Origin of the sequence: Serratia sp. CY82433 (assembly GCF_052166535.1) — a bacterium.
GTDB classification, from domain to species: domain Bacteria; phylum Pseudomonadota; class Gammaproteobacteria; order Enterobacterales; family Enterobacteriaceae; genus Serratia; species Serratia sarumanii.
This window is the reverse complement of sequence record NZ_JBJNOR010000001.1, coordinates 2,534,117-2,556,454: the sequence shown is the minus strand read 5'-3', so window position 1 is coordinate 2,556,454 and position 22,338 is coordinate 2,534,117. Positions and strand designations below refer to the sequence as shown.

Below are 22,338 nucleotides of genomic sequence, written 5' to 3'. Positions count from 1 at the left end.
TCCTGAATCAGCGAGTGACGGCCCTGGCGCTGGCGGTCACCGCCAACAGCAGAGCGGCTACGCAGGCGAAGGCCACCGTCAGGCTGGAAAACTGAGCGATGAAGCCGATCAGAGCCGGGCCGGCCAGAATACCGGCATAGCCGACGGTGGTGACGGAGGCGATCGCCAAATTGGCCGGCATGTCGCGCTGGTTGCCTGCAGCGCTGAACAGGATCGGCACCACGTTCGAGGCGCCCAGGCCGACCAGCATGAAACCGACCAGCGACACGGTGGCGTGATTGAAGGCGATGGCCAGACTCAGGCCGAGAGCGGCGCACAGGCTGCCCAGCAGCAACACCCGGTAGCGGCCCAGCGAGTTCACCACCCGATCGCCATTGAGCCGGCCGAGCGTCATGGTGATGGAAAACAGCGCATAACCCAGACCGGCCTGGCTGTGTTCGACGCCGCGCAATGTGGTGAGGAACAGCGCGCTCCAGTCGAGCATCGATCCTTCCGCCAGGAACATGATGAAGCAAAGAATGCCGATGAACATCACCCAGCCGCGCGGCAAGACGAACATCGGCCCGCCGTCGTCGGCGCCGCTCTCACGCAGCAGATGGCGGCTGGCGAGCGCCAGCAGCACTATCACCGCCAGTACGGTAAGCAGGGTGGATTGCAGCGGCGTCAGCCCCAGCCACAACAGCGCGCTGACGCCGCCGGCACCGGCAATGCCGCCGATGCTGAAGAAACCGTGAAAGCCGGACATCATCGCCTTGCCGCTGGCGCGTTCGACGATCACCGCCTGAACGTTCATCGCTACGTCGATCATGCCGATCGCCGCACCGAACAGCAGCAGCGCCACGGCCATGCCGCCGAGAGAGTCCATCAGCGCCAGCAGCGGCAGATCGATGCACAATCCCAGCCCCGCCATCAAAATCACCGAGCGGCAGCCCAATTTGCCGGTCAGGAAACCGGTCAGCGGCATCGCCAGCATGGAGCCGGCGCCGATACAGAGCAGCAACAGGCCGAGCGAGCCGTCGTCGATGCCGATGCGCGCTTTGGCGAAGGGGACCAGCGGCGCCCAGGCGGCCATGCCGAGACCGGCGACGAAAAAGGCCAGACGGGTGGCGATCTGTTGAGGAACGCCGGGCGTTTGCTGTTCATTACACAAGGTGGCTGTCATGTAAGCGTCAGGATCTTGGGTCAAAAGAATGGTGAAAGTTACTGACAGTTTTTATCACAATCCGCGATCCGGGTCGAAAATATTCGTGCCTGACACATCCCTGGCGCCGCCTCTGCGCACCAGCCACAGCGCGATAGCCTGGACAATATAGTCCTTTTGCCGCTCGTCCAGTGCGACGCCCTGCGGTATGCCGTGCCACTTTTCCAGGCAGCCGCGGCAGCAGGTGGCGGTGGCGTGCTGGGCGACGAACACCGGGTGGCCACGCATCGGCGTTTGCTTGCCGTCGTTTTTAGGGTGGGCGGCGGCCAGGCGGCGATCGATAAAATCGCGGGCATGGCTGAGGATAAGGGGTAATCCCTTGCCCTCGAGATAAGCCTGGTCTTTGGCATTTAAACGGAAGCGAGCGCGGAAGGGGGAACTTTGCAGCCGCCGCCACAGCACGTCGGGTTGAAAGGGCATCATGAATTTTACTCGCTGAAGGTATCGCCGGGTTGCGCGGCGTGGCGGAAGAGCGGCTGAAAGATCCGGCGCGTTTGCCGCTGTTTATCGCCATCGATGCGTTTATCAACGAAACGACGGCATTGGCCGACTATATCGTCCCGGACACCCATAACTTTGAGAGCTGGGGATTCAGCGCCCCCTGGGGCGGCGTCGCCAGCAAGGCCACCACTGCGCGCTGGCCGATAGTGACGCCGGCGACCGCGAAAACGGCGCAAGGGCAGCCGATCTCCATGGAGGCGTTTTGCATCGCCGTCGCCAAACGCCTGGCGCTGCCGGGGTTCGGCGATCGCGCTATCGGCGACGGCCGGGGCGGGCTGCTGCCGCTCAACCGCGCCGAGGATTATTATCTGCGCGCCGCCGCCAACGTGGCGTTTGCCGGCAAGGCGCCGGTGCCGGCCGTGAGGGAGGAAGAGCTGGCGTTGAGCGGCGTCGATCGCTTGTTGCCGCAGCTTGCGCAGACGCTGCGCGCCGATGAGATCGGCCGCGTGGCGTTTATCTACAGCCGCGGCGGCCGCTTCGCCGGTCATGACAGCGGCCGCCGCGACGGCAGCGTGGGCAACCGCTGGGAGAAGCCGCTGCAGATCTGGAATGCGGAAGTGGCGAAGCACCGGCATGCGATTACCGGCGAGCGTTTCAGCGGCTGCCCAACCTGCTACCCGGCGCGTTTGTCGGACGGCCGCGCGGTGGAAGAACTCTACCCTGAGCGGCAGTGGCCGCTGCGGCTGATGTCCTTCAAATCCAATGTGATGAGCAGCTCCACCGCGGTGATCCGGCGCCTGCACGACGTGAAGCCGGTGAACCTGGTGGCGCTGAACCCGGCGGACGGGGCGCGTTTCGGCATTCAACACGGTGATTGGGTGAGCATCAGCACCCCGGGCGGCAGCCGTGAGGCGCAGATCAGTCTGCTGGCGGGGGTGATGCCCGGCGTGATCGCGGTGGAACACGGCTACGGCCACCGGGAGATGGGCGCCAGCCAGCACTACCTGGACGGCGAGCCGCTGGCGATGGATAAGCGCATTGCCGCCGGCATCAACCTCAACGATCTGGGGTTTGCCGATCCGACGCGCGAAGTGCCGAACACCTGGCTGGACTGGGTGACCGGTGCGGCGGTGCGCCAGGGGATTCCAGCGGCGATCGTCAAACTTTCCGCGTAAACGGCAGACGAAAAAAAACCTGCTGTAACAGCAGGTTTTATTAAATTTGGTCGGCATGAGAGGATTCGAACCTCCGACCCCCGACACCCCATGACGGTGCGCTACCAGGCTGCGCTACATGCCGACGCTATGAAAAATCATACTACCGATTCCCGATGTTAATGCAAGCGCCTCGCCTCTTGATTGCTTTAGTTTTAAGCAGTTAGTTGGCGATAAAGCGTTTTACATCGGTCAGCACCTGCAACAGCAGAGCAAGCTGCGGTTTCTCGTCTTTTATTTCATCGCCGTTCTGATCGTAGACGCGATAGTTGCCGCTGTTGTCCAGCATCAGCGTCTGCGTCGGCGTGATGATCACCAGCTGATTGCCATCGCCGGTGGCGATCCAGTCGTTGCGGCGCTGGGCGGTGAACAGATCTTCGCCCTGCGAATAGTCTTTCGGCGCGGTCTTCACGTGCAGCAATCGTTGCATCAGGGTGCGCATCACGTCGTTATGGCCGGTCAGTTTGCTGATGGTCTGCGCCGGGGTGCCCGGCCAGTGGATCACCAACGGCACCTGCAGCTGCGCCTGGTTGAAACCGGTGCCGGCGCCCCATTGGCCTTTGCCGCTGTCGTTGAACTCGACGCCGTGCTCGGCGGTGATCACCACCACGGTTTTATCCAGCAGGCCGCGCTGTTTCAGGGTGTCCAGCACCTGGGCTATCTGGGCGTCCACGTCTTGCGCGCCGGTGCGATAGCGCCGAATAAAGTCGGCCGGAGCCGGGGTTTTGTCGCCTTCGACAGCCTCGGCGCCGCTGAAGCTGATATAGGAGAACCACGGCTCTTTGCTACCCTGATCCGCCAGCCAACGCTGCCATTGCTGCGTGGTTTGCGCGTCGCTTTGCGGCGCCGGCGTCGGCAGCGAGAAGTCGGTCAACAGCGCCTGACGGTACAGGCTGGCGTTGAAGCCATCGGAGGAGAACAGCCCCAGCTGGTAGCCCCGATCGCCGAGCGCAGCGATCAGCGCCGACGGCTTGCGGCCGGCGAGCACGCTGTCCAGATAGGTCGGGGAAATGCCGTAGAACAGGCCGAACAGCCCGGTATCGGCATGGTTGCCCGAACTGTAATGATCGCTGAAACGCACGTTTTCCTGGGCGAAGCGCGTCAGCGCCGGCATGTCCTGCGCCACGTCTTTAGCGCGAATGCCGTCCACCACGATCATCAGCAGGTTATAGCCGCTGCCTTTATCGCCGTAGCTGAGATCGCTGAGCGGATACTCTACCGCCACCGCTTCCGGATTGCCCTGTTGCATCAGGCGGCGCTCATACTCTTGCTGGTCGAGCAGGCCGTGTTTTTCGAGGAACTTGCGCGCGGTCATCGGGTACGAGAGCGGCAGGTTGGCTCGCTGCATGGTGATCGGGCGATAGAAGTTGGCGTCGGCCCAGATGTAAATCAGGTGCGACGCGAAAAAGGCGCTGATAAACAGCGCCGCCAGCGGTTTGCCGAAGCGGCGGCGGTTCAGGCTGCGCAGCTTCTGCCAGCTCCAGGTGGCGAACAGCATCTCCACCAGGAAGATCGCCGGCACGCAGATGAACATCAGCTGCCAGTCGCGCGAAAGCTCGCTTTGGTCCGGGTTGACCACCAGATCCCACACCACCGGATTGAGGTGCAGGTGGAAATGGGAGAACACTTCGCTGTCGACCAGCAACAGCGTGAGCCCGATGGTGGCCAGCGCGGCGGAAATAAATCGCAGCAGCCGCTGCGACATCACCACGAAGGTGAGCGGGAAGATCACCAGCAAATAGCCGGCGAACACGATAAAGCTGAAATGCCCCAGCAGGCTGACAAAGGCATAAACCCGGCCCAGCAGGGATGCGGGCCAGTCGGTGACAAACAGGTAACGGCTGCCCAGCCCAAGGGCGAGCAAAATGTTGAATAAGGCGAACCAGTGCCCCCAGCTGATCATCTGGGAGACTTTTTCACGATAACGCTGACGGTTTGTCACCATAAGTCAATATTAATGTGCTTTATCTTCACGGACAGAAGCCTGCAGGGCTTCCGCGAACGATCTCGCCAGGGTTTTCCGCTGCGCGGGGGCAACGCTGGTGTTGATCAAATTAGTGACCATATTGCCCAGCACCATCAGGGAAAGATCGGTGGGGGTATGGTGTTTTTCCAGAACATTGACCAGCTCTGAGAGCAGTTGTTCAACGTGTTCGTCACTGTAACGGGATGATTGTGGCATAAAATTGCGCTTAGTAATCTGCAAAGTGCCCTATCTTACCGTATAGGGCAGTGATTTTCCGCTCTTTTATCACTTCCTGTCATTCGGGAAATTGTTCGCCCGCGCCGGGGCTGCCCCTCGCAGCGCCTTTCCGGTTTGCCGCGGTTTTTAGTATTGCAGGGCGGGGCCTTCAGTGTTTGAATACGCGCCTAAAGAACAGGAGGATTTACCATGAGTCTGGATATCGACCAGATCGCTCTGCACCAGTTGGTGAAACGCGACGAGCAAACGCTGGACGTGGTGCTGCGCGATTCCTTGCTTCCCACCAACGCGGCGGTGGAAGAAATGATGACGGAACTGCATCGCGTCTATAGCGCCAAGAGCAAGGCCTTGGGCCTGTTCAACGAAGGCAGCGAGCTGGCGGAAGCGCTGCGCACCTGCCGCAAGGACGATAAGGACTTTCTGGCCTTCAGCCGCGCGGCGACCGGCCGCCTGCGCGACGAACTGGCGAAGTATCCGTTCGCCGAAGGCGGCGTGGTGCTGTTTGGCCAATACCGTTATCTGGCGGTGGAGTATCTGCTGATCGCGGTGCTGAACAGCCGTAACAGCATGCGCGTCAACGAAGAGCTGGATATCAACACCACCCACTATCTGGACATCAACAACGCTGATATCGTCGCGCGCATCGATCTGACCGAATGGGAAACCAACCCGGAATCGACCCGCTACCTGACCTTCCTGCGCGGGCGCGTGGGCCGCAAGGTCGCCGACTTCTTCATGGATTTCCTGGCGGCGTCCGAAGGGTTGGACACCAAGGCGCAAAACCGTGGGCTGCTGCAGGCGGTGGACGACTACTGCGCCGATGCGCAGCTGGACAAGAACGAGCGCCAGTCGGTGCGCCAGCAGGTGTACAGCTACTGCAACGAACAGCTGCAGGCGGGCGAAGAGATTGAGCTGCAGGCGCTGTCGCAGGAGCTGTCGCCGGTCGGCGAGAAAGACTTCATGCAGTTCTCCAGCGAGCAAGGGTATGAGCTGGAAGAAAGCTTCCCGGCGGATCGCGGCACGCTGCGCCAACTAACCAAATTCGCCGGCAGCGGCGGCGGCATCAGCCTGAACTTCGACGCCATGCTGCTGGGCGAGCGCATTTTCTGGGATGCGGCCACCGACACCCTGACCATCAGAGGCACGCCGCCGAATCTGCGCGATCAGCTGCAGCGCCGGACCGGCAGCGGCAAGTAAGCGCGCCGAATCGCAGACAATAAAAAACGCCGCAATTGCGGCGTTCTTTATTTCGGCGTCCCGAAAGGTTCGAAAACGTAGCGATTAAACGCGAACGAAGTCGATGTGAGCCAGTTTTGGCTTGAACGGGTGACGCTGTACAGCCTGAACCTTAACTTTGGTTTCTTTACCGTCGATAACCAGAGTTACTGCTTCGCTGTAGAATTCTGGTTTAGCTTCCATGTTCTTGACAGAATCATGGTCCAATTCGATGGAAACTGCAGCTTCTTTGCCACCGTAAACGATAGCTGGGAATTTGTTTGCTGCACGCAGGCGGCGGCTCGCACCTTTACCCTGGTCTTTACGTACTTCTGCATTGATAGTGAACATTGTTTTTTCTCTTAAAAGAAAATTTACCCTGCTACAGGCGACCCAAGTAGCAAGTTCGGAATTCCGCTTTAACGCTGGGCAGGCCCAGGTAAAGCGCGCGGCATTTTAACGGAAAGCCGCCTGCAGGGCAACGAAAACCTGCCCAGATTGAGGGCCGTTCGCTCAGGCCAACTGATTGGCGCGGCGGAAACGGCCTTGATAATCGAACACTTTCTCGCGCACCTGCCAAAACTGCCCGCGTTTGCGCGCCACCACGAAATCCGGATGGCGCAGCGCCTGCTGTTGCGCCAGCACGTCGGCGGCGGTGTGCCAGGCGAACGGCACGCCCGGCGCGCGCTGGTGCGGGCGCAGGAACAGCATTTCGAACGCTTTGCGCTGCGCCGGCGTCTGCAGGCGGAAGCGCTCGCTGGTGCTGGTGCCGTCCTCGTCGTAATAGGTGGCCTTCAGCCATTCGCCCTTGTCGTCGCGGCCGCTTTGCAATTCCATGCCGCCGCAGCGCAGCACCAGCGCGTCTTTCAGCTTCAGCGCCGCCTTCAGCATGTCATCGGGATCGACCAGCACCTCCTGGCACTGATGGCAGCGGCGCGCGGCGATGTCGTTCTCCGCGCCGCAGTGCGGGCAGCTCTTGAACCGGAAGCGGTAATCGCACTGTTCGCGGTGGCCGTCGTCGTCTTCCAGCCAGCCCTGACAGCGGCGGCCGTAGTGCTCGATGATGTCGCCATTCTCGGTGCACTTGCCCCAGAACAGGTTGGCGAAGCCGCAGGCCGGGCAGAACACCTGCACCGGCTGGCTGTCGCCGTGCGGCTTGCTGACGCCGACCTCCGGCGTGAACAGATCGTGCGGGTTGCCGGCGTAGTCGAGGATCAGGCAATCCTCCTTGCCGGGCGCCAGCCGCAGACCGCGGCCGACGATCTGCTGATACAGGCTGACGGACTCGGTCGGGCGCAGAATAGCGATCAGATCGACGTGCGGCGCGTCGAAGCCGGTGGTCAATACCGCTACGTTGACCAGATAGCGCAGCTGCTGCTGTTTGAACGCCTCGATCAGCGCATCGCGCTCGGCGGGCGGCGTTTCGGCGCTGACCAGCGCGGCCTCGCCGTTCGGCAGCAGGCCGTGGATCTCGCGGGCGTGCTCGACGGTGGCGGCGAAGATCATCACCCCTTTACGATCTTGGGCGTACTCTACAATCTGGCTGATGATATGCGGCGTGACGCGGTTTTGCCGCTTCAGCTCACGGTTCAGATCCGCTTCGCTGAACAGGCCGTTGCTTCTGGCCTCCAGCCGGCTGAAATCGTACTGCACGATCGGCATGTCCAGCCGCTCAGGCGGCACCAGGAAGCCGTTCTTAATCATGTAGCGCAGCGGCAGCTCGTAGATGCAGTCGCGAAACAGGCTGGCGCCGTCGCCGCGGGTGAAGCCGTGGTAGTGATACTGGTAAATCCAGCCCTTGCCCAGGCGATAGGGCGTGGCGGTCAGCCCCAGCAGCCGCAGCTGCGGGTTGGTTTTCTGCAAATGCTGGATGATTTGCTGGTACTGGCTGTCGTCGTCGTCGCTGATGCGGTGGCATTCATCGACGATCAGCAGCGAGAAGGCACCGTCGAACAGCGGCAGGTTGCGCGCCACCGACTGCACGCTGCCGAACACCACCTTGCCGGCGCTCTCTTTTTGTTGCAGGCCGGCGGCGAAGATGTCCGCTTCCAGGCCGTAGGCGCAGTATTTGGCGTGGTTTTGCGCCACCAGTTCCTTGACGTGCGCCAGCACCAGCACCCGCCCGCGGGCGCGCTTCGCCAGTTCGGCGATCACCAGGCTTTTGCCGGCGCCGGTCGGCAGCACAATCAGCGCCGGTTCGGGGTGCCGCCGGAAATGATTGATGGTGGCTTCGACCGCTTCCAGTTGGTAGGGGCGTAGGGTAAAGGCCATAAATGAACGCCGTAGGTTGGAATGGGCCGCCGGGAAGCGGTTTTGTCACCTCTGTTCCCACAGAAAGCGTGACATTTTACGCCCGGGCGGCCGAAAAATTTCCATTATTATGCCTTCTGCGCGCGCGCGGTGCGAGAAGCGTGAAAATTACCCCTGTCGGGCAACGCGTTGTGCCGCTATACTCGTGTGACAGCAATCGCTGTTCCCCCACGCGATTTCCCCCCTGAACCTGCCATTTGCACCCGGTGCAACGGCGGGCGTCATATTTTGGCAATACGATCAATGCGATCATAACAACGACAGGCAAAGCAGATCCCATGCGATTGGACAAGTTTTTATCTCAGCAGTTAGGCATCAGCCGTGCGCTGGTCGCGCGCGAACTTCGGGCTAAACGCGTCACCGTTGACGGTGAGGTGGTGAAGAGCGGGGCGATCAAACTGACCCCGGAGCAAGAAGTGGCGTTCGACGGCAATCCGCTGCAGCAGCAGAACGGCCCGCGCTATTTCATGCTCAACAAACCGCAGGGCTACGTCTGCTCCACCGACGATCCCGATCATCCGACGGTGCTGTATTTCCTCGATGAGCCGGTCGCGTACAAGCTGCACGCCGCCGGGCGGTTGGATATCGACACCACCGGGCTGGTGCTGATGACCGACGACGGCCAGTGGTCGCACCGCGTCACGTCGCCGCGCCACCACTGCGAGAAAACCTATTTGGTCACGCTGGAGCACCCGTTGGCGGAAGACACCGCGCAGCGTTTCGCCGAAGGGGTGCAACTGCACAACGAGAAAGATCTGACGCGGCCGGCGACGTTGGAGCAGGTCGACGAGCGCGTGGTGCGCCTGACCATCAGCGAAGGGCGCTACCACCAGGTGAAGCGGATGTTCGCCGCCGTCGGCAACCGGGTGATCGAGTTGCACCGTGAGCGCATCGGCGCCATCGTGCTGGATGACGATCTGGCGCCGGGTGAATACCGCCCACTGACCGAAGAAGAGATCGCCAGCGTGGGCGCGCCGCACCTGCAGGACTGATAACCGATCATTGATTGCGGCCGATTAAGGAGTCGTGGAACGTGCAACAGAACCGAACCTCTCATCTCGGTTTGATTTTCATTCTGGGGCTGTTGTCCATGTTGATGCCGTTGGCGATCGACATGTACCTGCCCAGTATGCCGGTGATCGCCGCCCAGTTTGGCGTCGAGTCCGGCAGCGTGCAGATGACGCTCAGCGCCTATATGCTCGGCTTTGCCTTCGGGCAGCTGTTCTATGGGCCCATGTCGGACAGCATCGGCCGCAAGCCGGTGATCCTGTGGGGAACGCTGATCTTCGCCATCGCCGGCTGCGCCTGCGCCATGGCGCAGTCTATCGATCAGCTGATCGGGCTGCGTTTCCTGCACGGTCTGGCCGCCGCCGCCGCCAGCGTGGTGATTAACGCCCTGATGCGCGACATGTTCACCAAGGATGAGTTCTCGCGCATGATGTCGTTCGTCATTCTGGTGATGACCATCGCGCCGCTGCTGGCGCCGATGATCGGCGGTGCGCTGCTGTTGTGGTTCAGCTGGCACGCCATCTTCTGGACCATGGGTGCCGCGGCGCTGATCGGTTCACTGCTGGTGGCCTTGTTCATCAAGGAGACGCTGCCGAAAGAGCGGCGTCAGCGGTTCCACCTGCGCACCACGCTGGGCAACTTCGGTTCGCTGTTCCGCCACAAGCGGGTGCTGAGCTACATGTTGGCCAGCGCCTTCTCGTTTGCGGGCATGTTCTCGTTCCTCAGCGCCGGGCCGTTCGTCTACATCGAACTGAACCACGTTTCGCCGCAGCACTTCGGCTACTATTTTGCGCTGAACATCGTCTTCCTGTTCCTGACGACGCTGATCAACAGCCGCAACGTGCGGCGGTTCGGCGCGGTCAAGATGTTCAAGCTGGGGCTGCTGGTGCAGCTGGCGATGGGGCTGTGGCTGCTGGCGGTAAGCGCCGTCGGCCTGGGCTTCTGGGCGCTGGTGATCGGCGTAGCGGTCTACCTGGGGTGCATCGCGATGATTTCCTCCAACGCCATGGCGGTGATCCTGGATGATTTTCCGCATATGGCGGGCACCGCGTCTTCCCTGGCCGGCACGTTGCGCTTCAGCATCGGCGCGCTGGTGGGGGCGGTGCTGTCGATGGCGCCGGGCAAAAGCGCCTGGCCAATGGTCACCTCGATGGCGCTGTGCAGCATCGTGGCGGTGCTGTTCTACGTTTACGCCAGCCGGCCGCGCGATCGCGCAGCCTGACGTTCTCCCGACTCGGGGCGTTTCGCCCCGCAGCGTCATGGGGTTGCGCCCTGCCATTTCAGGGTGCAACCGGCAATGAATAATTTGTTGCTAAATATATGCCTGCTGATTAATCGGTCATTTTCCCATCTGTGTGCTTTTTGTTAAAAAACTCCGCCATCGTGCCGCCCGATATTCCCCGGGAGGCGCGGCGTTCTGTCGGCTGCGCCGCGCGAGTGGTTTGTATTAGGATTGATGTAAATCAAGGCATTAGCAGGAGAGGCTGCGCTAACGTGGCGGGTGAAATGTTTCTTCAATGTAAAAATATGGCGACGGAAAAGTAGTCGCATTGCAAGAAAAAAGAGTTGAGATCGCTGCGGGAAAGGGTTACATATAACGCAAAAATGCGAGCTGAGTCGCAAAATGCCGTGAAATAACACCGCACGGCGCGCCAAAAAATGGCGCGGCATCGGCAAGCACGGGGTCAGGTTAATGGTTTGCGGCAAAATTTACATTTAAATAACATTTGTGCGCGGCAGAGTCGGGAGTCAACGGCTATAACTTAGTAACCCTGTCAGGTAAAAGTGTTTCACCTTTTCAAACTAGGGATTTCATGTGGAGAGTATCCAACTTTCGGTAGTGCATCGCTTGCCGCAAAGTTATCGTTGGCTATCCGGTTTCACCGGCGTGAAGGTCGAACCGATTCCGTTTAACGGAATAGACGAAGATAACAACCTGATTGGGCTGAAGTTGCTCAGCCATGAAGGGGCCGAGGCCTGGCAGGTAATGCAACAGCTCAATCTGTCGCTGCAGGAGATTCAGGTCGACTGCGCGATTGTCGAATGGGAAGGAGAGCCTTGCCTGTTCGTGCAGCGCAGCGACGAGAGCGCCACCATGTGCCGCCTCAAAAACGTCGGCGCCGCGATCGCCGAACCGCTCAGCGCGCAGTACCCCTTCTGAATTCGCCGCTAATCCGCCAACTGCAGCAGTTGACGGGTATAGTCGGCGGCGGGCGCCGCGAAAATCGCCCGGCAGTCTCCCTGTTCAACCACTTCTCCCTGTCGCAGCACGATGACCTGGTGGCATAGCGAACGCACCACCTGCAGGTCATGGCTGATGAACAGATAAGCCAGCCGGTGACGTTGCTGCAGCGATTTCAGCAGCGCCAGGATCTGCGCCTGCACCGATTTATCCAGCGAAGAGGTCGGCTCGTCGAGGATCAGCAGCTGCGGCTGCAGGATCAGCGCGCGCGCGATGGCGATACGCTGGCGCTGCCCGCCGGAAAACTCGGTGGGATAGCGGTGGCGCAGCTGCGGATCCAGGCCGACCTCCTGCAACACCTCGATCACGCGCTGTTCCCGCTGCTCGGCGCTAAGCTGCTGGTGCACTTCCAGCCCCTCGGCGATGATTTGCTGCACGTTAAGGCGCGGGTTCAGGGCGGAATAGGGATCCTGGAAGACGATTTGCATCCGGCTGCGGTAGGGCAGCATCTGCTTCATCGTGAGCGGATGCAGCGGTTCGCCGTCGAACCAGATGGCGCCTTGTGAGGCCAACAGGCGCAGCAGCGCCAGCCCGGTGGTGCTTTTGCCCGAGCCGGATTCCCCCACCAGCCCCACGCTTTCCCCGGCCCGCAGCTCGAAACTCAATGATTTCAATGCATAGTGATAATCCACCGTGCGGCGCAGCAGGCCGCGGCGAATGGGGAAGCGCACCTGCAGGTTCTCCACCTTGAGCAGCGGCCGCTCGTCGCCGGGGCGCCCGTTGGCCGCGGCAGGCAACGGCAGCGGTTCACCGACGTCTTCGGCGGCCAGCAGCTGCTGCGTGTAAGGATGCTGCGGCCGGCTGAACAGCCGCGCGCGGGCGTTTTGCTCCACGCAGCGCCCCTGGCGCATCACCGCCACGTTGTCCGCCAGGCGGCGCACGATATTCAGGTTATGGGTGATGAACAGCAGCCCCATGTCCATCTCTCGTTTCAATTCTTGCAGCAGCGTCAGGATCTGCGCCTGGATAGTGACGTCGAGCGCGGTGGTGGGTTCGTCGGCGATCAGCAGTTTCGGTCGGGTCAACACCGCCATGGCGATCATCACCCGCTGGCGTTCGCCGCCGGACAGCTGATGCGGATAGTCCTGCAGCCGGCTTTTGGCCTGGCGGATGCCGACGCGCTCCAGGCACTCGACGATCTCCGCGCGCGCGGCATCGCGCCGCAGGCCGCGGTGCAGCATCAGCACTTCCGCCAGCTGTTTCTCGATGGTGTGCAGCGGGTTAAGCGACACCATCGGTTCCTGAAAGATCATCGCGATCTGATTGCCGCGCACCTTGCGCAGCGCCGCTTCCGGCGCATGCAGCAACGAATCGCCGTTGAACAGAATGTCGCCGGCAGGGTAAACCACCGGCGGCGCGGGCAGCAGGCGCAGTATCGACAGGGCGGTGACGCTTTTGCCGGAGCCGGATTCCCCTACCAGCGCCAGCGTTTCCGCCGGCGCGATTTGCAGCGAGAGTTCGTTGACCACCGGCGTGACGGTGTCGCCCTGGCGGAAGGCGATGCTGAGATCCTGAATAGCGAGCAAAGGAGTGGCCATATCAATGCGCCTTGCTGGGGTCAAAGGCGTCGCGCACCGCTTCGCCGATAAAGATTAATAACGACAGCAGCACCGCCAAGACCAGGAAGGCGGTGATGCCGAGCCACGGCGCCTGCAGATTGTTTTTGCCTTGCAGCAGCAACTCACCGAGCGACGGCGAACCGATCGGCAGACCGAAACCGAGGAAATCGAGCGACGTCAGGGTGGTGATCGAGCCGCACAGGATAAACGGCAGGAAGGTCAGCGTCGCCACCATGGCGTTGGGCAGCATATGGCGGGACATGATAACGCGATCCGGCACGCCCATGGCGCGCGCGGCGCGGATGTAGTCAAAATTGCGGGTGCGCAGGAATTCGGCGCGCACCACCCCCACCAGGCTCATCCAGCCGAACAGGATGGTGATGCCGAGCAGCCACCAGAAATTGGGCTGGACGATGCTCGACAGCAGAATGATCAGAAACAGCGTCGGCATGCCCGACCACACTTCGATAAAGCGCTGCCCCCACAGATCGAAGCGCCCGCCATAATACCCTTGCGTCGCGCCGACGCACACGCCGATCAGGCTGGAAAACAGCGTCAATGCCAGGCCGAACAGCATCGAGATGCGAAAACCGTACAGCACACGAGCGAGCACGTCGCCGCCGTTGCTGTCGGTGCCGAGCAGGTTGTGGCGCGAAGGCGGCGAGGGGAAGGGCACCTCGGTGGCGAAGTTGATGGTGTCGTAGCTGAAGCGGATCGGCGCCCAAACCGCCCAGCCGTGCCGTTCGATCTGCCGCTGTACGAACGGATCCTGATAGTCGGCTTCGGTGTTCAGCTCGCCGCCGAAGGCGGTTTCGCTGTAGCTAATCATAAACGGCAGGTACAACCGGCCTTCATAACGCACCAACAGCGGTTTGTTATTGGCGATCAGATCGGCGGCCAGGCTCAGGGTGAACAGCACCAAGAAGATCCACAGCGACCAGTAGCCGCGGCGGTTGCGGCGAAAACGCGCCCAGCGCGCCTGGTTGATCGGGCTAAGGCGGCTCATTGGCGGGCCTCGAAGTCAATGCGCGGATCGACCAGGGTGTAGGTGATATCGCTGAGGATATTCAACAGCAGGCCGATCAGGGTGAAGATATACAGCGTGCCGAACATCACCGGGTAGTCGCGCTGCAGCGTGGCGTCGTAGCCCAGCAGCCCCAGGCCGTTGAGCGAGAACATGACTTCTATCAGCAGCGAGCCGGTGAAGAACATGCTGATAAAGGTGGCCGGAAAACCGGCGATCACCAGCAGCATGGCGTTGCGGAACACGTGGCGGTAGAGGATTTTTTTCTCATCCAGCCCCTTGGCGCGGGCGGTGGTGACGTACTGCTTGCGGATCTCGTCGAGGAACGAGTTTTTGGTCAGCATGGTCAGGGTGGCGAAGCCGCCGATCACCGTCGCCAGCACCGGCAACGTGATGTGCCACAGGTAGTCGGCGATCTTCGCCGGCCACGAGAGGGCGTCGAAGTTGCTGGAGACCAGGCCGCGCAGCGGGAACCAGTCGAGGTAGCTGCCGCCGGCGAACAGCACAATCATCAGGATGGCGAACAGGAAAGCCGGAATGGCGTAGCCGATGATGATCAGCGTGCTGCTCCAGGTATCGAACGCGCTGCCGTTGTGGACGGCCTTGCGGATGCCGAGCGGGATCGACACCAGGTAGATGATCAGCGTGCTCCAAAGGCCCAGCGTGATGGAGACCGGCAGGCTCTGGCCGATCAGCTGCATCACCGAGGCGCCGCGAAACAGGCTGTCGCCGAAGTCGAAGCGCATATAGTTCCACAGCATGGTGAAGTAGCGCTCGTGCAGCGGTTTATCGAAGCCGTAACGTTGGGTGATCTCGGCGATCACCTCCGGATCCAGACCGCGCGAACCGCGGTATTGGCTGTCGCCTGCCGCGATGCCCGCTCGGGCATGGCCCAGGCCTTCGCTGACGCCGCCGCTGCCAAAACCGCTGCCATGCCCCAGCTCAATGGCGGCGATGGCCTGATCGACCGGGCCGCCGGGGGCAATTTGCACGATAAAAAAGTTGATGGTGATGATCGCCCACAGCGTGGGGATCACCAGTAACAGTCTGCGTATCAGATAGGCCGCCATTCCGACTCCTTATTGCCGTTGAGCCGGTAAACGCGCCGCCTTGTTGACGTCGTACCACCAGTTATCGAAGCCGATCGCATAGGCCGGGCGGATCGACGGCGTGGAGAACTTGTCCCAATAGGCGTAACGATCGTGGTTGGAGTACCACATCGGCAGCATGTAGTTGTTCCAGGTCAGCACCCGATCCAGCGCGCGGCCGAGCGGCAACAGGGCCTTTTCGTCGCCCTGATGGGCGGCGATTTGCCTCACCAGGCTGTCGACCGCCGGATCTTTGACGCCGGCCGTGTTGTAGCTGGAATCGATGTACTGCGAATCCCACAGGATTTGCAGATCGGCGCTGGGGAACGGCATCGCCATATATACGGTCGACATCATGTCGAAATCGCGTTCGCGCAGGCGGCGGGTGTACTGTGAGGCGTCAACTTCGCGAATTTGCATCTCGATGCCCAATCGCTGCAGGTTGTGGCGGAATGGCAGCACATATTGGAAGTTGCTGCCGCTCAGCAGCATCAGCTCGAAAGTGAACGGCTGGCCGGTTTTGGCGTTGACCAACTTTTGATTTTTGACCACCCAACCGGCTTCTTTCAGCAGTTGGGTCGCTTTCAGCAGGTTTTGCCGATCGTTGCCGCTGCCGTCGGAGGAGGGCGGCTGGTAGATGCTGGTGAACACCTCCGGCGGCACCTGGCCTTTGAGCGGTGCCAGCAAGGCCAGTTCGGCGGCGTCCGGGTAGCTACGGGCGGCGTAGGCGGTGTTTTGGAAATAGCTGTCGGCGCGCTGATAGGCGTTGTAATACAGCGCCTTGTTCATCCAGTTAAAGTCGAAAGCCAGGCCAATCGCTTCCCGTACCCGACGATCGGCGAACAGCGGTTTTTGGATGTTGAATGCCAGCCAGCGGGTATTCTGTGCCGCCTGGTTGGTCTCGTCCTGCTTGATGATGTAGTTGCGCGCGAAGTTGCCGCCCTGATACTGGGTGGCCCAGCTTTTGGGCGACGGCTCGATGCGGAAATCGTAAGCGCCGGCCTTGAAGGCTTCCAGCGCCACTTTGTCGTCCAGGTAATAATCGTAGCGAATGCTGTCGAAGTTATAGCGGCCGCGGTTCACCGGCAGGTTGGCGGCCCAGTAGTCGCGTACTCGCTGGTAGGTGATGTACTGGCCGAGGCGGTAATCGCCGATTTTATACGGGCCGCTGGCGAGCGGCGGGATGTTGAGCGGCTCATTGAGCTTATACCCTTGCCAAAAAGCAGCCGGGAGGATCGGCAGACTGCCGAATAGCGACAGCATCGCCTCTTTGTTCGGCTGCGGAAACTCTATACGCACCGTCAAACGCGAGATAGCCTTGACCGTGACGCCTTTGTAATAAGAGCGAAACTGCGGCACGCCTTCGGTCATGAATTTATTGAAGGTGAAGGCCACGTCGGCGGCGGTGATCGGGCTGCCGTCCTGAAAGCGGGCGCGCGCGTTGATATCCACTTCGACCCACCGCAGATCGCTGGGATAACGAGCCGATTCGGCAATCAGCGGATAAAAGCTGCCGGGTTCGTCGTCGGACGTCGCGAACAGGGTATCGTACAGTTGTTCGGTACGGGCACCGGGCACGCCGCGGGTGGCGAAGCGGTTGAAGTTGTCGTAGGTACCGATGGCCGCCAGCCGCACGTCGCCGCCCTTGGGCGCCGCCGGGTTGACGTAGTCGAAATGGCTGAAGTCGGTGGCGTATTTCGGTTCACCGAGAAGGGCGAAAGCGTAGCTTTCGTTGAGGGCTTCGGCCTGCAGACCGAAGCTCAGTGCCGAGAGCACCAGAGCAGCGAAAATGCGCACGGACATCGGACGGTAAGCTCCTGCTGTGGAATAAAGTACAACCTGCGCCCAGCATAACATTCTTCGGGTGAGCGCAGGGTAAAGATGCTTAAAGATTAACTATTTTTTTGCCTGATAATCAAAGACCTGATGAGCATTGCAGTAAGCGACGAAATTGTCGATGCTCAGCGGCTTGCTGAAGTAGTAGCCCTGCATGAAGTTAACGCCGTGTTCTTGCAGGAACTGCATCTGCTCGGCGGTTTCCACGCCCTCGGCCACCGTCAGCATTTTCAGCTTTTTCGCCAACGAGATCACCGCATCCAGCACCGGCGCGGTGACCGTGTCCTGGCCGATGGTGTTGACGAAGCCACGATCGATCTTCAGGTAATCCATGGTGAAGCGCTCAAGATAGATCAACGCGCTGTGCCCGGTGCCAAAATCGTCCACCGCGATCTCGATGCCCTGTTTGTGCAGCCAGTCAAACTCCGCCAGCGCACTCTCTTCTTCCACCATGCCACGCTCGGTGATTTCAAACACCAGCGTAAAGTAATCGCCCGGCAGCTGCGTCAACAGTTCATACACGTCCTGGTGGAACGACGGCGCGCTCAGGTGGGCGGGGGAGATGTTGAGCCCGACCTTGCCTCCCCGCGGCAGCGCTTTGGCGAGCTGCGGCGCATCTTCGGCGATCAGCCTGAACAGGTGGCGGGTGAGCGGCACGATCAGCCCGTTGCTTTCGGCGTAGGGGATAAAGACGTCGGGCGGGATGCGGCCTTCGATCGGATGCTGCCAGCGGATCAGCGCTTCCAGCCCGCCGATGCTGTTGCTGTCGGTATGGAACACCGGCTGGTATTCGATAAAGAACTCGTTGCGCTTGATGCCGCGCAGCAGTGCGCGTTCCGGGCTTTGCCGCAGCAGCAGCATGTAATAGCAGAGTACGCCGATCATCAATGACAGCACCAGGCTGCCCAGCAGCGTCAGGCGAATGTCGTTGGGGGTCAGTTTCTCGTTGTAGAACAGGATGGTCAGCGGCAGATTGGGCAGCGTCAGTTTATCCGCCTTGCCCTTCGGCAACTGATCGACCGGCATCAGGTTCGGGCTGAAGGTGGTCAGCGCGCGGTTGCCCATCACGATGGCGATGCCCGGCGCCTGTTCGTCGTGCGAGGTGAACAGCAGATAGGGCATCAGATCGATGTCCAGCGTAGCGAGGATGCCGGTGGCCTTTTCGTCGGGATGCCGCAGCCAAACTGCAACCGCCGGTTTGTTCGGCACGATCGGCGTGCCCTGCTGCAGCTTGAGATCCAGGGGCAGATTCCAGTCGATATCCTGGTAGAGATTTTTCATCGGCAACATCATGTCGCCGGTGGCGGAAGAGCAATAGGCGTAGCCGTCTTTCACCAACAGGAAGGTGCGCACGCCGCTGGTAAAGGCCGCCTGGTAGGTAATGTCCGACTGGCTTGAGAGGCAAGGCTTGGCCAGCAGCGGCATCATTTGCTGCATCACCGTCTTCAGGTGCGAGATATAACCCAGCGTGAACTTTTGCGTGCGCGCTTCGACCTTATGTTGATATTGCGTGCGCTGGTGGTTAATCAAAGAAAGCGTGACCGCGGTGAAGAGCGTAAAAAATACCAGGGCGGCGACGCCGCTTTTAGCCAGGCTGCGCTGTCGGTGAGACACGCTGCGGGCAAAAGCTCTTTTCAAGCCCATAACCGAGTCCTCTGCAACAGGGCGTCAGGGGTGTCGCGCAGCCATTTAATGGATTGTGCCAACGGCTTTTTTTTCATTTTTGCCTTTTTATCCCGTACCAACCGGCGGCGTTGTTTAAATATGCGGCGTCGCCGACAGAAATATAATGCGCCTATTTTAAGCGGAAACGTTTTAAATAACGCCGGGGCGCCGTTGCCGTCATCTGACGATAATAGGCGAGTTTTTCCTCGATGGCGCGATTTCCTGCCAACAGTTTATCAAAATAATGGCGTGCGGCAGCGTTAAGCGGAGAAAGATGGCGATAAGGCAGGGAGCAATCTTGATGATATCTGTTAGACAACCAAAAAAAACGCCGCCCGTAGGCGGCGCTTATCGCTCGTTTGGTATTCAGGATCTTCAAGGCATTGCGCCGTTAACCGTTGGTCAACACCCGGCGCGCTTCTCGATAACGTTTATTCCAATAGTTATCGGTCAGCTTGGAAATCATGACCCCACTGCTGGTGGAGGCGTGAACGAACTGATCGTTGCCTAAATAGATGCCGACATGGCGCCCGGTGGAACCTGCGCGGAACAGCACCAAATCGCCGACGCGCAGCTTGGTGCGCTGGATTTTCTTGCCGAGATCTTCCTGTTCATAGGTAGAACGCGGTAAATCCATGCCGAACTGTTCGCGGAAGGTGCGTTGAACAAACGCCGAGCAATCGATGCCGCGCTTGCTGTCACCGCCTAAACGGTAGCGAACGCCTTTCCAGTCCGCGTACTGATCCATAATCTTTGACTTGACGTCAACGTTGCGGACCATCGCTTCGAATTCATCCTGAGAGGCTTGCAGTAAAAGACCGTCTTTGTCATTAACTGCACGCATCTCAGTTTGTGCGTTATTCAAGTTCGAAGTGTGAGTCGAGCTGCATGCGGAGAGCATAACCGCAGCGGCAATTGCAGGGACTACCCGCAAAAAATATCTCAGAAACGGTTGAGATTTGACCATTGTTGTTGTTTTCCCTTGAAGTCCTTAACGACGAAAGTCGCTACCTGAAAAATGCCAAACGAAACGAGCCTAGTCCGCACCTGTTGCATCGACAACCAGTTACCGTTGAAAACGTGCGAGAACGCACATTTTTATCGGATTCCATACTGATTCGACTTAAACCAGGCACAAACGCATCTGAGATTACCGGAACAAATAGGGGATTGCGAGCCTTTTTCCCGTCTTTTTTATATGAATTTGTGATGTAACATAATGTAAATCTTCATATAAAAAACGCCAATTGTCCGATGTATGAATCTGGCGTGAAATCAGGTTGCAAAAGCGTTAACGGGCGGTGACGATATTTTGCGCTCAGCGAAGGGATTAAGGCCGGGAGGCGGGCGCCTCCCGGCATGAGTCATAGACGCAAGTTATGGTTGGCCGGGGCGATGCTTGCCGGGCAACAGGCGATTCAACCGATCGACGATCCAGTCGCTGCAAGGCGTCATCAGCACCCAGCTGGCGCCAACCAGCACCACTGAAAGCGAGCCGACGGCGATATCGGTAAACCAGTGGGCGCCAATCATCACGCGTGGCAATGAGAAGAGCAGCGTAATCAGCAGGGCGACGGCGAAGGCGCGGCGGCCGAAATAGCGCAGCATAAAGCAGGAAAAAATAATCAGCATCATGCCGTGGTCGCCGGGGAAGCTGTCGCTGGAAGCGTCCTTGGTGGGGATGCCGGTCAGCTCGCTGACGCGATAGATATTGTCGAAGGTCAGGGTGGGGCTCGGATGCTTCACCGGCAGCAGGTGGCCAAGCTGGTTCAGCACCACGGCGGTCAGCAGCATCACCACGCCGGTGATCACCAGGCGGCGGCGGCCGGCGGCGTCCTGCTTCAGGTAGAAGTACAAATACAGCAGGCCCATGGCGAGCAGCGAAATCACGTCAAACGCGCGGTTGTTGGTGATGGCGACCAGGTGCAAAAACGCCGGGTCGGTGGCCAGATGGCGGTTAAAGAAGAAAAAGATCGCCGAGTCCAGGGTAAACCAGCCGCCGTGATTGGCCGGCAGGAACCAGGACAGGAACAGCGCAACGCCCAGTAAGTTGAAGAGGATAATGAGGGGTAAATTGCGGCGTGTCATGACATAACCTGTTGGCAAAATGAAAACGAAATAAAACCCGGCCGCCCTGCGGCAACCGGGGGGCAACGGTACGGGGTCTAACTTAAACGAATCTTAAACAAGGCGGATTGCAGGGCGTTCCAATCGGCATTTTCGCTGTGGATAAGCTCAATTCGGCTGTCGAGCGGCGCGACTGGGCGGGTTTCGATGTTGAGATCCTGTCCCTGACGATTGATCAGCAATGTGCCTTCGGGGATGCGCACCGCGCCTTTGGCGCGTTCTACCGGCGCGAGTCGCACCCATTCCATAAAGCCGACGGTGTCGAATTGGGTGTCGCCGTCAAAAATCCAGCCGCAGCTGGTGAAGCCTTGCCCCTCGTTCAACGCTCGCCGCCAGCGGGCGTGCTCCGGCAGCCGCAGCGCCGCCAGCCCCTGCGTTTTCGCCTGACCATGATGATGCTGCGCGTCCGGCAATTCTGTACGATTCGTGCGCGGAAGTGACAACAGCGCGACATCCGCTTCGCCTTGCGCGATGGCATAACAGGGCCGCCGCAGCGGATCTTGCGCCCTCCAGGCCTCCAGCGCCCGCCTGTCTTCCGGCTGATAGGTATCGCTTTTGCTGGCCAAAATAACGTCGGCCGCGGCCAGCTGATCGCGGAAGTTTTCGTTGTCGCGGTAGCGGGGCTGGCTGAGCTGGCGGGCATCCAGCAGGCACAGGGTGGCCTGCAGATCGATCCAGCCGGCATAGCTCTCCTGGGTCAGCAGCGACAGAATTTGTTTCGGATGCCCGAGCCCGGTCGGCTCGATCAGCAGCCGATCCGGTTTGGCCTGCTGTAACAGCATATTCAAGCCCACCTGCATCGGCAGGCCGTTGACGCAGCACATGCAGCCACCGGGGATCTCTTTGAGCACCGCGCCGCTGTCTGCCAGCAGCGCGCCGTCGATGCCGATCTCGCCGAATTCATTGACCAATACCGCCCAGCGCTCATGTTCGGGCTTATGAGCCAGCAAATGGCGGATAGTGGTGGTTTTACCGCTGCCGAGGAAACCGGTAATCAAATTGGTTTTGGTCATTAATAATTCCTGGAGCAAAAATTAACCTGCTTAATAAATGAGTTACGCAGCCTTATCGGTGAAACCGCCGCGATTTAATTTGTGCTCTATCTCGCAAATTTTGCACGTCACCATGCGCTTTTCAACCGACAAAATCCACCGTTCATAACAAGAAAGTTCTTAGATAAAACCCTGTATTAGATGCGGTTAACT

At 59.9% G+C, this 22,338-nt stretch carries 19 protein-coding genes, 1 tRNA gene and 1 pseudogene; 5 read left to right on the top strand and 16 right to left on the bottom strand.

Going from position 1 to position 22,338, the window contains the following annotated elements; genetic code table 11:
- Positions 1–7: 7 nt before the first annotated feature.
- Entirely contained in the window at positions 8–1,162 is a 1,155-nt protein-coding gene (locus ACJ8PI_RS12405) for an MFS transporter (RefSeq protein WP_033648025.1), read from the bottom strand.
- Positions 1,163–1,216: 54 nt separating this feature from the next.
- Complete coding sequence (locus tag ACJ8PI_RS12400) at positions 1,217–1,624, bottom strand: DUF4186 domain-containing protein (protein WP_086580209.1); 408 nt, start codon at positions 1,622–1,624, stop codon at positions 1,217–1,219.
- A 17-nt stretch (positions 1,625–1,641) separates the two neighbouring features.
- Between ACJ8PI_RS12400 and ACJ8PI_RS12395 the strand changes: the two are divergent.
- A pseudogene (locus ACJ8PI_RS12395) lies at positions 1,642–2,817 on the top strand (molybdopterin dinucleotide binding domain-containing protein); the annotation flags it as partial.
- Positions 2,818–2,864: 47 nt separating this feature from the next.
- Here the strand turns inward: ACJ8PI_RS12395 and ACJ8PI_RS12390 are convergent.
- The 3 genes from ACJ8PI_RS12390 to ACJ8PI_RS12380 form a co-directional block, all read right to left on the bottom strand.
- A tRNA-Pro gene (locus tag ACJ8PI_RS12390) sits at positions 2,865–2,941 on the bottom strand.
- 78 nt (positions 2,942–3,019) lie between these two features.
- Positions 3,020–4,801 (bottom strand): LPS biosynthesis-modulating metalloenzyme YejM, encoded by a 1,782-nt coding sequence (gene yejM, locus ACJ8PI_RS12385; RefSeq protein ID WP_033635286.1) that lies wholly within the window; start codon positions 4,799–4,801, stop codon positions 3,020–3,022.
- A gap of 9 nt (positions 4,802–4,810) precedes the next feature.
- Complete coding sequence (locus ACJ8PI_RS12380; protein WP_004935782.1) at positions 4,811–5,038, bottom strand: YejL family protein; 228 nt, start codon at positions 5,036–5,038, stop codon at positions 4,811–4,813.
- 210 nt (positions 5,039–5,248) lie between these two features.
- Here ACJ8PI_RS12380 and yejK point away from each other — a divergent pair, with 210 nt between their 5' ends.
- Positions 5,249–6,256 (top strand): nucleoid-associated protein YejK, encoded by a 1,008-nt coding sequence (gene yejK, locus ACJ8PI_RS12375; protein WP_039565050.1) that lies wholly within the window; start codon positions 5,249–5,251, stop codon positions 6,254–6,256.
- Between the two features lie 84 nt (positions 6,257–6,340).
- Here yejK and rplY read toward each other — a convergent pair whose 3' ends face one another.
- The gene (rplY, locus tag ACJ8PI_RS12370; protein WP_004935776.1) at positions 6,341–6,625 is read right to left on the bottom strand and encodes a 50S ribosomal protein L25; all 285 of its coding nucleotides are present in this window, start codon (positions 6,623–6,625) and stop codon (positions 6,341–6,343) included.
- 162 nt (positions 6,626–6,787) lie between these two features.
- Positions 6,788–8,545: a DEAD/DEAH box helicase gene (locus ACJ8PI_RS12365; RefSeq protein ID WP_033635283.1), complete on the bottom strand. Its 1,758-nt coding sequence runs from the start codon at positions 8,543–8,545 to the stop codon at positions 6,788–6,790.
- A gap of 317 nt (positions 8,546–8,862) precedes the next feature.
- On the opposite strand from ACJ8PI_RS12365, the gene rsuA reads away from it, so the two are divergent.
- The 3 genes from rsuA to ACJ8PI_RS12350 all read left to right on the top strand — a co-directional run bounded on the left by rsuA (position 8,863) and on the right by ACJ8PI_RS12350 (position 11,753).
- Positions 8,863–9,576, top strand: a complete 714-nt coding sequence (rsuA, locus tag ACJ8PI_RS12360) for a 16S rRNA pseudouridine(516) synthase RsuA (protein WP_033648013.1) — start codon at positions 8,863–8,865, stop codon at positions 9,574–9,576.
- A 41-nt stretch (positions 9,577–9,617) separates the two neighbouring features.
- The gene (locus ACJ8PI_RS12355) at positions 9,618–10,814 is read left to right on the top strand and encodes a Bcr/CflA family multidrug efflux MFS transporter (RefSeq protein ID WP_025303559.1); all 1,197 of its coding nucleotides are present in this window, start codon (positions 9,618–9,620) and stop codon (positions 10,812–10,814) included.
- A gap of 594 nt (positions 10,815–11,408) precedes the next feature.
- A complete protein-coding gene (locus ACJ8PI_RS12350; RefSeq protein WP_004935763.1) occupies positions 11,409–11,753 on the top strand; it encodes a YejG family protein in 345 nt (114 codons plus the stop codon).
- A gap of 8 nt (positions 11,754–11,761) precedes the next feature.
- On the opposite strand, the gene yejF is transcribed toward ACJ8PI_RS12350, so the two are convergent.
- The 9 genes from yejF to ACJ8PI_RS12305 form a co-directional block, all read right to left on the bottom strand.
- Positions 11,762–13,372 carry a microcin C ABC transporter ATP-binding protein YejF gene (yejF, locus tag ACJ8PI_RS12345; RefSeq protein WP_049213405.1) on the bottom strand — a complete coding sequence of 537 codons (1,611 nt, stop codon included), beginning with the start codon at positions 13,370–13,372 and terminating at the stop codon, positions 11,762–11,764.
- 1 nt (position 13,373) lies between these two features.
- Positions 13,374–14,399, bottom strand: coding sequence for an ABC transporter permease (locus ACJ8PI_RS12340; RefSeq protein WP_164134527.1), 1,026 nt, complete (start codon positions 14,397–14,399; stop codon positions 13,374–13,376).
- Positions 14,396–15,487, bottom strand: a complete 1,092-nt coding sequence (locus ACJ8PI_RS12335) for a microcin C ABC transporter permease YejB (RefSeq protein ID WP_164134528.1) — start codon at positions 15,485–15,487, stop codon at positions 14,396–14,398. Before ACJ8PI_RS12335 ends, ACJ8PI_RS12340 begins: the two co-directional genes overlap by 4 nt.
- Before the next feature lie 9 nt (positions 15,488–15,496).
- Positions 15,497–17,308, bottom strand: coding sequence for an extracellular solute-binding protein (locus ACJ8PI_RS12330; protein WP_164134529.1), 1,812 nt, complete (start codon positions 17,306–17,308; stop codon positions 15,497–15,499).
- Positions 17,309–17,401: 93 nt separating this feature from the next.
- Positions 17,402–18,985: a cyclic di-GMP phosphodiesterase gene (locus tag ACJ8PI_RS12325; protein WP_033648009.1), complete on the bottom strand. Its 1,584-nt coding sequence runs from the start codon at positions 18,983–18,985 to the stop codon at positions 17,402–17,404.
- 151 nt (positions 18,986–19,136) lie between these two features.
- Entirely contained in the window at positions 19,137–19,385 is a 249-nt protein-coding gene (locus tag ACJ8PI_RS12320; protein ID WP_125460721.1) for a hypothetical protein, read from the bottom strand.
- A 12-nt stretch (positions 19,386–19,397) separates the two neighbouring features.
- On the bottom strand, positions 19,398–19,973 hold the full coding sequence (gene mepS / locus ACJ8PI_RS12315; protein WP_033635277.1) for a bifunctional murein DD-endopeptidase/murein LD-carboxypeptidase: 576 nt from the start codon (positions 19,971–19,973) through the stop codon (positions 19,398–19,400).
- Positions 19,974–20,383: 410 nt separating this feature from the next.
- Complete coding sequence (locus ACJ8PI_RS12310; RefSeq protein ID WP_043147725.1) at positions 20,384–21,094, bottom strand: phosphatase PAP2 family protein; 711 nt, start codon at positions 21,092–21,094, stop codon at positions 20,384–20,386.
- A 77-nt stretch (positions 21,095–21,171) separates the two neighbouring features.
- Positions 21,172–22,146, bottom strand: coding sequence for a CobW family GTP-binding protein (locus ACJ8PI_RS12305; RefSeq protein WP_033648007.1), 975 nt, complete (start codon positions 22,144–22,146; stop codon positions 21,172–21,174).
- Positions 22,147–22,338 lie beyond the last annotated feature (192 nt).